Source organism: Pedobacter sp. UBA4863, assembly GCF_002399615.1.
GTDB lineage: Bacteria > Bacteroidota > Bacteroidia > Sphingobacteriales > Sphingobacteriaceae > Pedobacter.
Genome location: NZ_DHDZ01000063.1, coordinates 1 through 12,361 on the forward strand (window position 1 = coordinate 1; position 12,361 = coordinate 12,361).

At 39.1% G+C, this 12,361-nt stretch carries 7 protein-coding genes; 3 read left to right on the forward strand and 4 right to left on the reverse strand.

Going from position 1 to position 12,361, the window contains the following annotated elements; all coding sequences use genetic code 11:
• Positions 1-119: 119 nt before the first annotated feature.
• Genes B3I52_RS15795 through B3I52_RS15805 form a run of 3 tightly spaced genes read right to left on the reverse strand, consistent with a single transcriptional unit; the run spans position 120 to position 5,715 of the window.
• Positions 120-1,517 carry a TolC family protein gene (locus B3I52_RS15795; RefSeq protein ID WP_293303153.1) on the reverse strand — a complete coding sequence of 466 codons (1,398 nt, stop codon included), beginning with the start codon at positions 1,515-1,517 and terminating at the stop codon, positions 120-122.
• 5 nt (positions 1,518-1,522) lie between these two features.
• A complete protein-coding gene (locus B3I52_RS15800; protein ID WP_293303154.1) occupies positions 1,523-4,639 on the reverse strand; it encodes an efflux RND transporter permease subunit in 3,117 nt (1,038 codons plus the stop codon).
• Between the two features lie 2 nt (positions 4,640-4,641).
• Positions 4,642-5,715, reverse strand: a complete 1,074-nt coding sequence (locus B3I52_RS15805; RefSeq protein ID WP_293303156.1) for an efflux RND transporter periplasmic adaptor subunit — start codon at positions 5,713-5,715, stop codon at positions 4,642-4,644.
• A 271-nt stretch (positions 5,716-5,986) separates the two neighbouring features.
• Between B3I52_RS15805 and B3I52_RS15810 the strand changes: the two genes are divergently transcribed.
• On the forward strand, positions 5,987-7,804 hold the full coding sequence (locus B3I52_RS15810) for a M61 family metallopeptidase (RefSeq protein WP_293303159.1): 1,818 nt from the start codon (positions 5,987-5,989) through the stop codon (positions 7,802-7,804).
• A 59-nt stretch (positions 7,805-7,863) separates the two neighbouring features.
• Here B3I52_RS15810 and B3I52_RS15815 read toward each other — a convergent pair whose 3' ends face one another.
• Positions 7,864-8,340: a hypothetical protein gene (locus B3I52_RS15815; protein ID WP_293303162.1), complete on the reverse strand. Its 477-nt coding sequence runs from the start codon at positions 8,338-8,340 to the stop codon at positions 7,864-7,866.
• A 218-nt stretch (positions 8,341-8,558) separates the two neighbouring features.
• Here B3I52_RS15815 and B3I52_RS15820 point away from each other — a divergent pair, with 218 nt between their 5' ends.
• Together B3I52_RS15820 and ggt are read left to right on the forward strand one after the other, a co-directional pair.
• A complete protein-coding gene (locus B3I52_RS15820) occupies positions 8,559-10,340 on the forward strand; it encodes an AMP-dependent synthetase/ligase (protein WP_293303163.1) in 1,782 nt (593 codons plus the stop codon).
• Positions 10,309-12,093, forward strand: coding sequence for a gamma-glutamyltransferase (gene ggt / locus B3I52_RS15825; protein ID WP_293303165.1), 1,785 nt, complete (start codon positions 10,309-10,311; stop codon positions 12,091-12,093). The genes B3I52_RS15820 and ggt overlap by 32 nt, the downstream gene beginning before the upstream one ends.
• The last annotated feature ends 268 nt before the right edge of the window (positions 12,094-12,361 follow it).

Sequence of the window (12,361 nt, forward strand, 5' to 3'; positions counted from 1 at the left end):
TTAATGCTAAGGCAATTTTACCGCTACCGCAAAGACCAAGGTCGGTTTTAAGTGAATTTAATGGGGTTTGCTAGGGCTTGACATGTGGCATAGCCTAAAAATAAGACCCAAAACTCACGTTACTGTAAGGTTAAAGTCCCACTAATTTGCTTTAAATAAACTTCGGCCAATTTACCTTGGTATTTGATTTCTAAGTATCTATTGTTGGCATTGATGGCATTTTTTTGAGCCTCTCTAAGTTCTAATGGTGTAATGTTCCCTAGCCTGTATTTTTCTAAGGTGATGTCTAAGTTCTGATTGGCTATTTTAATATTGCCCTGCTCTAGTTTGGCCAGCTCAATAAAAGTGCTGTAATCTTGATAGGCAGTAATTAATTGGGCAGCTAAATTTTGCTTGGTTTGATCTATTTGCAATGCGGCCGAGTTAATATTCAGTTTGGCATTTCTTTCGTTTTGACGTTGTAAAAAGCCATTAAAAATGTTGATGCTAGCGGTTAGCCCATAATTAAAACCATGTGCTCTAAATTTAGTGTTAAAACCGGTTGGCGATTCGCTTCTATTAAAGTTATAGCCGCTGTTAACACTAACTTGGGGGTAACGATTACCTTGAACTTGCTTTAAGTTAAGTTCTGCTATTTTTTTAGTAAGGATAGCACTTTGCAGTGCTGGGTTTAGTTGTTCAACTTGCGAGGCGAGCGTAGTGTAATTCAAATCGGCATCAATCTCGAAGTTATTTTCTACAGAGAATTTAATGTTTGCATCTCTGGCCAATAACTTATTTAAGGCAACGAGGTAATTATGGAGCAGGTTTTTTTGCTGTAAATAATTGGAGGTGTCTGTGTTGTAATCTACTTGGGCGGCCAGTAAATCTAGTTTAGAGCCACGCCCTATTTTTAACTTACTATCTGCAATGCGTAAACGAAATGCCGAAATATCAATAGTGCTGTCGGCAGCTATTACCAATTGTTGTTGTTTAGCTACATTGTAGTAGGCAGCTAGCACTTCGGTAATGGTATTAAGAATTTGCGCATCAGCATTTTTTTCGCCTTGTTGTTGCAACGCCTTTAACCGATCGTGATTAGCAAACATGCTAAAGCCGTCAAAAACTGTCCAGTTTAAACCAATTCCATAAGCCATATTGCTGTTCCTGGCACCGTCTATTTTTCTTTCGTTCCCACTTGCTTGGGTTTGTACGCTGTTTTGTTTACTGCCACCGGTAGAAAAGTCCCCACTAAGGGAAGGTAGCATGCCGGCGTTACCTAAATTATTGTTGTTTTTGGTAACCTCTACTTCATTTTTAATTAGTTTAATATCGTAATTGTTTTGCAAAGCAATGCTAATGGCCTCTTTTAAAGTCAGCTTTTCTTGCGCATAAGCTATCGAAATGCTTAGGAAGCATAGCGAGAAGGTAGCAAGCAAACCATGTATTATATCATGTTTTCTATTCATTTGTCTTTTTTGTCGCTCTTCGTGTGGCTTATCAAGGTCAAAACGATATTTTAGCCCTAGTTGCGCCATTTTTTTTATTGGTTTTTAGGTTGTTCTTCATCGGCTAATGCCAAGGCTAAAGATTGCTTTAATTCGGTGTTTTCTTTGTGTTCTTTAGACCATAGCGAATAAATGGCCGGAATTACAAAGAGGGTAAGGATAAGGGAGAATAGGGTGCCGCCAATAATTACCGTTCCCATGCTCATCCTGCTTTTTGCTGCTGCTCCTAAGGCCATGGCAATAGGTAGTGCACCAATGGCAATGGCTAAACTCGTCATCAGGATAGGGCGCAGCCTAGAAACTGCGGCCTCTCTAATGGCTTCTTGTACCGATTTACCTTGTTCTTTTAGCTGATTGGCAAATTCTACAATTAAAATACCGTTTTTAGTTACTAAACCAATCAGCATGATTGTTCCAATTTGGCTAAAGATATTCCAGCTTTGACCACACAGCCATAACGACAAGAAAGCCCCTGCAACGGCCATCGGCACGGTAAGTATGATAATGATGGGGTCTTTAAAGCTTTCGAACTGTGCTGCTAAAATTAAGTAAACCAATAGTAACGCTAAGCCAAAAGCAAACATTGTGTTAGAAGAGCTTTCCTTAAAATCTCGCGATTCGCCACCTAAATCGGTAGTAAAGGTATCGTCTAATACTTTTGCCGCAATTTTATCCATGGCATCAATTCCATCGCCTATACTTTTTCCGGGTGCTAGGCCGGCAGATACGGTGGCCGAAATAAACCTATTATGGCGGTACAATTGCGGCGGACTGCTTTGCTCTTTGGCGGTAACTAAGTTATCGAGTTGTATGAGGTTTCCTTTGTCGTTACGTACATATACCGAGCTTAAATCTAAAGGATCTTTACGGTTGCTTACATCAAACTGACCAATTACCTGATATTGTTTGCCGTTCATGAAAAAGTACGAAAAGCGTTGTCCGCTTAGCCCCAATTGCAGGGTTTGTGCAATATCTACAATAGATACGCCTAAATTTTTTGCCTTTTCCCTGTCGATGGTAAGGTTAATTTCAGGCTTGTTAAATTTAAGGTCCACATCCGAAGTAGTGAAGGTAGGGTCTTGCGATACTTCGTCCATAAATTGGGGTATTTTTTCACGCAACTTCTCAAAGTTTTGAGCCTGTATAATATAACTGATGGGTAAACCGCCTCTTCTGCCTACCGAAATAGTAGGTTGTTGGGTTACCGTTACTTTGCCTTCGGTATATTTTCGGGTAATTTTGGTTAAGTTGTCCGCAATTTCCTTTTGGCTTCTATCTCTATCGCCAGGATCAATTAAACCCATTCTTACAAACCCCGAATTGGTAGCGCCTGCACCTCCAAAACCCGGAGAGGTAATGGTAATGTTTACATTTTTTTCGGGAACGGAGTCTTGTACCATTTGGTTTATTTTCATCATAAACCTATCTGTAAAGGCAAATGAAGAACCTTCTGGGGTGCTTATCCTCATGTTAATGGCGCTTCTGTCATCGTAAGGGGCAGTTTCTTTGGGCAATACATTCCAGAATAGTAATATCAACCCTGCGCAGCCTAAAATGATTGGAGCTGTTAACCAACGGCGGTTTAAGAATTTCTCTAAGTTGGCTTGATAGCCTTCATTAAGCTTTACAAAATAAGGTTCTGTTAACCTGTAAAATTTAGAAGGCTTGTGGCCACCCTTCTTCATTAAATACGCGTTTAGCATTGGGGTTAAAGTAAGCGATACAAATGCCGAAATGAGTACTGCAGCCCCAATAGTAACCCCAAATTCTCTAAAAAGCCGGCCTACAAACCCCTGCAAAAATATTACGGGTAAAAATACCGCTGCTAGGGTAATAGAAATAGAAATTACGGCAAAGAAAATCTCGTTAGAGCCTTTTATGGCAGCTTCTATAGGCGAGTATCCTTCTTCTACTTTTTTGAAAATATTTTCGGTAACTACAATACCGTCATCTACCACTAGGCCGGTAGCCAAAACAATGGCAAGCAGGGTAAGTACATTAATAGAAAATCCAAAAATGTACATGATAAAAAAGGTAGCAATTAAAGATACCGGAATATCAATTAAAGGGCGGAAAGCAATGCCCCAATCTCTAAAGAACAGGTAAATAATTAAAATTACTAATACTAGCGAGATAAGGATGGTTTCTGCTACTTCGGTTACCGAACTTTTAATAAACCTGGTAGTGTCTAAGGATACTTTAAGTTTAATGTCCGAAGGCATGTCTGCTTGTAGTTTATCAAACCTGGCATAAAATTCTTTGCCTATGTCTAGGTAGTTGGCTCCGGGCTGTGGAATAACGCCTATTGCCACCATGGGTTTGCCCGATTCGCGAAGTACCGTTTCTTCATTCTCCGAACCAATTTCGGCCACAGCAACATCTCTTAACCTCACTACGTTATTGCTGTCGCTTTTTAAGATTAAACTGTTAAACTCTTCGGCATTGGTCAATTTTCCTAATGTTTTTACCGTTAGTTCTGTTGCAGCACCAGTTAGTTTGCCAGAAGGGAGTTCTACATTTTCTTTATCTAAAGCGGTTACGATATCTCGCGAAGTTAAGCCGTAAGAGGCTAACCGAGTAGGGTCTATCCTAATGCGCATGGCGTATTTACGCTGCCCCATAATTTGCATGCTACTTACGCCCGGAATGGTCTGTATCCTGTCTGCAATTACATTTTCTGCAAAATCACTTAAGTCGGTTACGCCGCGTTTATCGCTTTGTATGGTCATGGAAATAATGGCATCCGAATTTGCATCGGCTTTGCTAACTACCGGTAAACCATCAATATCTTTTGGCAGGTTTCTGGCAGCTTGCGAAACTTTATCACGCACATCATTTGCGGCTACGTCTATGTCTTTCCCTAAATTAAATTCAACGGTAATGTTACTGGTGCCTTGGTTGCTCGATGAGGTGATGTTTTTAATTCCGTCAATAGAATTGATAGATTTTTCTAGTGGCTCGGTAATTTGCGATTCGATAATATCGGAATTTGCACCGGGATAAGATGTTCTAACGGAAATGATCGAGGGGTCTATGGATGGGTATTCTCTTACGCCCAAAAAGGTATAGCCAATAACCCCGAAAAGGATAATGACAAGGTTCATTACAATAGCTAGAACGGGCCTTTTTATACTAGTGGTTGATATACTCATGCTTAGTTTTCTGCTATTTTAACTTTTACATCTGCCTCGGGTTTTAATGCCATGGCACCGGTGGTAAGTACTGTATCGCCAATGTTTAAGCCAGAAAGCACCCTAATTTTATTGGCCGTTCTGGTGCCCGTTTCGATAGGGACTTGTTGTGCCTTGCCATTTTTAACAATATACACCACTTTGCCTTCGAGTACCGGAATTACGGCTTCAGTAGGAATCAACATTGCATCGTTAATAGCCGCTAAGGTTAGCTTTACTCTGGCAAATGAACCCGGCAGCAGTTCGTTGTTGGCATTTGGTGCTAAGGCTTTTATTTGTAAGGTTCTGGTTTGTTGGTTAATGCCAGGCTCTATGGCAAATACTTTTCCTGTAAAGTTTTTATTGTTGCCATCTATATGGAAAGAGATATTGCTATTGGTTTTTAACTGCGCTACGTATTTTTCTGGAATTGAAAAACTAATTTTTACTGGATTGGTGTTTAGTAAATTGGCGATGGCAGTGTTAGGCGTAATGTATTCGCCTACAGAAATATTGCGTAAACCAATTTTGCCACTAAATGGCGCAATAATAGCTGTTTTTGCTAGCTGTGCCCTAATTAATTGTACTTGAGACATTAAGGTTTGCAATTCGGCTTGTGAATTATCGTATTCTTCTTGGCTAATGGCTCCTTTTTCTAGTAATTGCTTGGCTCTGTTTTCGTTATTGGTAGCAAGGTTTTGTTTGGTAATTGCTTCCTTAAGTTGTGCTTGTATATCTCTGTCGTTTATTTTTACCAGCAAGGTGCCTTTAGCTACGCTGCTTCCTTCTTTGAAATAGATACCGGTAACCAAACCTGCTACTTCGCTTTTTAGCGTTACGGCCTCGTTGGCTTCAATGTTGCCTGTAATTTCTAGGTTGTCGGCAAAATCTCCGGTCTTTACAACAATACCATCAACGTTTAAAGAAGCCCCGCCTTTACCTTTGCCGCCCTTTGCCGTTCCTCCGCCTTCTATTTTTTTATTTTCAGTAATTCTGTAATACACTAAGTAGGCTAGGCCTAAAGCCAAAAGGAGATAGAAAATGTATCTTTTTTTCATTTGTATTGGTTTGCCTTCATGTTTTGAGCCTAAGCGGTTCATCAAATTAATGAAGGAATTAAGGTTTAAAAATAGTTAGGTATTCTGGCTCAAAATAGCGAAATGAATACAAACAAAAATATCTATTTGTTTTTCCTTTACGAACATGTACTAAGTATGTTACAGCAGTTAATATATAAACATTGAGGAAAGTAATTTTAAATTATATTTTTGTGGAAAAAGGCTTGATATTCTACTATTAGGCTAGCGTCTATTATAATTAACTAACAAAATGAAAAAAATATTAGGAATTGCATTATTACTAACACTAACCATGGCAGCAAAATCGCAGGTTAAAATAGGCTTTGAGGTTTCTTTTAAAGAACCACAAGCACATTACGCAGAAGTTGAAATGAATATGTCGGGCATTGCGGCAAAAGACTACGTAGATTTAAAAATGCCAGTATGGACACCGGGTTCGTATTTGGTGCGTGAATTTGCGAAAAATGTAGAAAGCTTTACGGCAACCACTAATGGTAAGCCAACTAAAGTACAAAAGATTACCAAAAATACTTGGCGTGTTTATAATGCAAAGGCGGCAGCAATTAAAGTAAATTATAGGGTTTATGCCTTTGAAATTTCGGTGCGCACTGCATTTATAGACGAGTCGCATGCTTTTCTTTCATCGGCGGGTATTTTTATGTATCCAGCAGGCATGTTGAAAAATCCGAGTACGGTAAAAATTATACCTTTTGGCAAATGGGATAAAGTAAACACAGGCCTGGAGCCTGTTGCCGGAAAGCAATTTACCTACTATGCCTCAGATTTTGATGTGCTTTTTGATAGCCCAATAGAAGTAGGTAACCAAGATGTGTTTGAATTTGATGCTGCTGGCGTAAAGCATATTGTTGCCATGTACGGCGGCGGTAACTATGATAAGGAGCGCTTAAAAGTAGATATGGCAAAAATTGTAGAGCAATCGACCGCGATTTTTGGCGATAATCCTAATAAGCATTATACTTTTATTGTACACAACTATGCGCAAGGCGGAGGTGGCTTAGAACACCTTAACTCTACCGTATTGGGTGCTAGCAGAAATGCCTATGGTACAGAAAGAGGATACAAAGGTTTTCTCTCGTTGGTGGCACACGAATATTTTCATTTATGGAATGTGAAAAGAATGCGCCCTATTGCCTTAGGCCCGTTTGATTACGACAATGAAAACTACACCACTAACCTCTGGACATCGGAAGGCTTTACATCGTACTACGAAAATAAGTTATTGGTAAGGGCAGGAGCAACCAATAGTACGGCCTTCTTGAACGATCTTGTTGGGGCGTTGGGTACAGTAATCAATACGCCAGGAGCAAAGGTACAATCGGCCGCTGCTTCGAGTTTCGATGCTTGGATTATAGGCTATCGACCTAATGAAAACTCTAAAAACAATTCTATTTCGTATTACAGCAAAGGAGAAATTATTGGTTTGTTAATGGATTTGGAAATAGCCAATGCCACCAAAGGTGCTAAAAGCTTAGACGATGTGATGAAAGCAATGTATTTGCAGGGCAATGCTCAAAAAAGAGGCTATACCGATGCAGAATTTAAAGCCATGGTAGAAAAAATTAGTGGTATTAACTTTACTAAATTTTGGGCAAAATATATTGATGGAACAGATGATATAGATTTTGAAAAATACTTTGCTTATGCAGCTATCGATGCAAGCAAAGAACTTGCTTCTCCAAATAAGCCATATACGGGCGCTTCATTAAAAGTGGAAAGAAATGTTACTGTTAGCGGCATTGCTAGAAATTCGCCAGCATGGGTGCAAGGTTTAAATGTAAACGACGAAATTCTGGCTATAGATGGCACCAGCATAGCTGATGAAATGCGTGGGCTTAGAATAACACCAGCATTTAGCTTAGATGCTTTACCTACCATTGCTAAAAAACAACTTGGCGATACAGTGGAGGTAACCGTAAAGAGAGATGGTTTAGAGAAAAAAATCTCTTTAACGTTAAAAGAAAGCCCTAATGTTCGTATAAAAGCAAGTTATAACGAGAATGCCACTCCGCAACAACTGGCGGTAAGAAAAAGATGGATGGGTATCTAAAATAAAAATGGCCCCGAATTTAATTGTTCGGGGCCATTTTTGTTTATAAGCTGGTATGGTTAGAAAGTGAAACGTACACCTAAACCAATATCGCCACTATAAAAATCTGTATCAGGAGTTAAACGTAAAGTTGGGATCCAGTCTAAAGATAAATTGATAGGAGCTCCGTTAAATTTGTAATCTAAACCTAAAACACCGTTTAAACCTAAGTAAACATCACCATCAAAGCCTTTAACTTTCATAGAACCTATACTAGCACCAGCACCATAGTACCAATTTAAGCCTGGGGCGCCATTAATTGCATTGTATTTTTCGTAAAGCCCCGTTAATTGGATGTAATCTACATGATTTGAACTTCTAAAGTTACCGATTAACTCTAGCATGGCGCCTTTGTTAAGACCTGTTTTAAAAGAAACACCGTTATAGCTGCCAAAACGACCACCAATAGCGTTTTTGTACTCTTGTGCATTTGCATTAGACAAATTCATTGTAAAAAGAGCTGCACTTGCGATAATTGTAAATAGTAATTTTTTCATGTGTTTGAAATTTGTTTTTAAATTACACATCGCTTACAAATTGTGTGCCTTTTCTACATTTCAACCAACAGTTTAGTGTTTTTTTGTTTTCGGGGTAAATATATGTAATTGAAAATAATTATGCTTGCATAGTATAAATTTCAATTAAAAGCCTTAAATTAGGTTATTGTACAGCCACAAATGGCGATTTTAAAGTTTAGCCTATATAAATTTATTGTATGTCAGTTTCAGTAACAAGGGTTTTTGATCTTCTAAAATATAATTTGGAGAATTTTCCGAAAGAAGAGTTTATTAGTGGGAAAATAAGTGGCGAGTGGGTTAAATATAGTACACAAAAGTTTTGTGAAGTTACCGATCATTTGAGTAGGGGGCTTACCGCACTAGGGATTGAAAAAGGCGCTAGGGTAGCCATTATGTCGGCCAACAGACCTGAATGGAATATTTGTGATTATGCCATTATGCAGCTTGGGGCTTATCAAATTCCTTTATATCCAACACTAGGAGAAAACGACATTAAATTTATTATTGAGGATGCCGAAATTACCGTGATTTTTGTTGGCGATGAGCAACTATACGAAAAAGCGAAGAAAGTAGTAGCATTGGTAGCACACGAAGTTAAAATTTACACTTTTAACAGAGTGGCTGGTGCTAACCATTGGGAAGATTTGGTAGTACAAGGAAAAGAGAAGCTGCAAGATGTAAATTTAGAAACGTACAGGAGCGCCGTTACCTCAGAAGATATTTTAACCATTATTTATACTTCGGGCACTACCGGCACCCCTAAAGGTGTAATGCTCACCCACGACAATTTGGTGCAGAACTTCAAGAAGTCGGCTGTTTTGTTGCCGCCCAATGTAACTCATGCACTTAGTTTCTTGCCTTTGTCGCACATTTTCGAGCGAATGATCTCTTATTTGTACGCGTACTTAAATATCGCCATGTATTATGCGGAAAGTATGGAAACCATAGTTGCCGATATTCAATTTGTAAAACCAAGTGGTTTTTCAACGGTCCCAAGACTGTTAGAAAAAGTCTATGATAAGATAGTTGAGAAAGGCAAAGCCTTAACGGGCGTAAAGAAAATGATTTTCTTTTGGTCTTTAGCTTTGGCAGAGCAATATGATACCAATAAAGGTTGGTGGTACAATTTTAGGCTTGGCATTGCCCGAAAGTTAGTTTTTAAAAAATGGCAAGAGGCTTTAGGTGGCAATATACAGGTCATTATTTCGGGAGGAGCAGCCTTAAACCCGCGTTTAGCTAGGGTGTTTTGGGCAGCGGGCTTACCAGTTTTTGAGGGTTATGGCTTAACAGAAACTTCTCCTGTAATATCGGTGAACCATTTTGATGCCATTAAATTTGGTGCGGTGGGCAAGCCAATTGAAGGTGTGGAAGTAAAGATAGCGCAAGATGGCGAAATATTGGTAAAAGGCCATAACGTCATGAAAGGCTACTACAAACGTCCCGATTTAACCGCCGAAACTATCGATAGTGAGGGTTGGTTCCATACAGGCGACATTGGCGAATTAAGTGAAGGCTTTCTAAAAATTACGGATAGAAAGAAAGAGATGTTTAAAACTGCGGGAGGTAAATATATTGCACCGCAAATGATTGAAAATAAGGTAAAAGAAGCTCCGTTAATTGAACATGTGATGGTGCTGGGCGAAAACAGGAAGTTTCCATCGGCCTTGGTAGTGCCAAATTTCGAGGCTTTAAAAAGCTGGTGCGCCCTAAAAGGAATACCTTATGAAAGCAATGAAACTATAGTAGCTAACAATGAGGTGCAAGAAAAATTCCATAGGTTAATTGACGAAGCTAATAAAGAATTTGGAAAATGGGAACAAATTAAGCAATTTGCTTTGCTACCTAAAGAATGGAGCATAGATGCGGGAGAACTAACGCCTAAATTGAGCTTAAAACGTAAGGTTATTTTAGAAAAGAATAAAGAAATTATAGAAAAAATATATAAAGATGCAGAAAACTATCATCCAGAAACTAAATAAAACGTTTAAAGTAGGGACACTGTTTGCCACAATGGTTATTTTAAACCTTGATGAGGCAAATGCTCAGGTAGAAAAAGAAAAAAATGTAAAGGCATTTGAGTTTTTATCAAAGGCTGGTGCATCGGGTTTCGATAGGAAAGCACTAGAATTTGAAAATGGAGCAGTTGTTTCTGCCCATCCAGAAGCTACCGCTGTAGGTGTGGCAATTTTAAAGAAAGGTGGTAATGCAGTAGATGCAACAGTTGCAGTAAAATTTGCACTGGCGGTGGTTTATCCTAATGCAGGTAATATTGGTGGTGGCGGTTTTTTAATTTATCGCTCTGCTAAAGGAGAAATTGCCTCTATGGATTTTAGGGAAAAAGCCCCTGGATTAGCCCATAAGGATATGTTTCTTGATGCAAATGGCGATCCAATTTCTGATAAGAGTAAAGAAGGACATTTAGCTGCAGGTGTGCCAGGAACTGTTTCGGGTATGGTAGAGTTGCATAAAAAATACGGAAAGCTAAAATGGAGTGAAATAGTAGAACCTGCTTATCAATTGGCCGATAAGGGATTTAGGCTTACCAAACAGCAAGTACGTGAATTAAATAGGCTGAAAAGCAAGTTTCAGCAATATAATCCATTGGGTACGGCATTAATTAAAGAAAATGGCGAATGGAAAGACGGAGATTTTCTTGTTCAAAAAGAATTGGCAAATACCATGAGGTTAATTCGCGATAAAGGCCGTGCCGGCTTTTACGAAGGTGAGGTAGCGAATTATATTGCCGAAGAAATGAAAAGAGGCGGAGGATTGATCTCGAAAGAAGATTTAAAAAACTATCATGCTGCCTGGCGAAAACCAATTGTGGGCGATTACAAAGGGTACAAGGTAATTACGATGCCTCCAACCTCAAGCGGAGGTATTGCCCTAGTTCAACTTCTACAATCGGTAGCAGCTTATCCGCTTTCAACTTGGGGCTTTAATGCCGATTCTACAATTCAAGTAATGGTAGAGGCCGAAAGAAGGGTATATGCAGACAGGGCTAAGCACCTTGGCGATCCCGATTTTTGGAAGGTACCACAAAAAGAATTATTAACGCCTGCCTATAACAAAAGCAGAATGGCAAATTTAAACTGGGATAAAGCTACGCCAAGCAGCGAAATCCAAGCAGGAGAATTTGGTAAAAAAGAAAGCGAGCAAACTACGCACTTCTCTATAGTTGATAAAGAAGGCAATGCGGTATCATTAACCACTACTATTAATACCTCTTATGGCAACTATGTAGTAGTAAAAGGGGCAGGTTTCTTGTTAAATAACGAAATGGATGATTTTTCGGTTAAACCAGGAGTGCCAAATTACTTTGGCTTAATAGGTTACGAAGCTAATGCTATAGCGCCAAATAAACGTATGCTAAGCTCTATGACGCCAACTATTGTAGAAAAGGATGGAAAATTGTTCATGGTAGTTGGAACTCCGGGTGGTTCAACTATTATGACTTCTGTTTTCCAAAGTATTATAAACGTGGTTGATTTTGGTATGGATATGCAACAGGCTGTTAATGCTAGAAAGTTTCACCATCAATGGTTGCCAGACAGAGTTGATATTGAGCCCAATGCCTTAACTCCAGAAGTGCAAAAAACATTAGAGGCCAAAGGTTATACTTTTTATAAGCGTGGCAGTATTGGCAGGGTAGATGCTATTTTAATAACCAAAGATGGAAAATACCAAACAGGTGCCGATCCAAGAGGAGACGATACCGCTGGCGGTTGGTAATATTTATACTATAAAAAAAAAGCGAGGTTAATGGAGATTAATCTCGCTTTTTTGTTGAGGATGTACTTCATTACAGTTTTTATTTATATGTTAATAAGGTGTAATTTATGCTTTGTTGCATTTCGTTTGAATACATAGACGCCAGGTAGGTCGTCTATCGGCTCAGAGCATGCGTGGCGACTTCGCCGAATACAATTCGGTGAAATGGTGTTCAATTTTAAATAGTTAAATAACGTGAGTTTTGGATGTTATGCTCTGATAATCAGTG

What these genes read in the sequence shown, in the direction of transcription:
- B3I52_RS15795 (WP_293303153.1), bottom strand. Translation starts at nt 1,517, where the DNA reads ATGGCGCAACTAGGGCTAAAATATCGTTTTGACCTTGATAAGCCACAC.
- B3I52_RS15815 (WP_293303162.1), bottom strand. Translation starts at nt 8,340, where the DNA reads ATGAAAAAATTACTATTTACAATTATCGCAAGTGCAGCTCTTTTTACA.
- ggt (WP_293303165.1), top strand. Translation starts at nt 10,309, where the DNA reads ATGCAGAAAACTATCATCCAGAAACTAAATAAAACGTTTAAAGTAGGG.
- B3I52_RS15800 (WP_293303154.1), bottom strand. Translation starts at nt 4,639, where the DNA reads ATGAGTATATCAACCACTAGTATAAAAAGGCCCGTTCTAGCTATTGTA.
- B3I52_RS15805 (WP_293303156.1), bottom strand. Translation starts at nt 5,715, where the DNA reads ATGAAAAAAAGATACATTTTCTATCTCCTTTTGGCTTTAGGCCTAGCC.
- B3I52_RS15810 (WP_293303159.1), top strand. Translation starts at nt 5,987, where the DNA reads ATGAAAAAAATATTAGGAATTGCATTATTACTAACACTAACCATGGCA.
- B3I52_RS15820 (WP_293303163.1), top strand. Translation starts at nt 8,559, where the DNA reads ATGTCAGTTTCAGTAACAAGGGTTTTTGATCTTCTAAAATATAATTTG.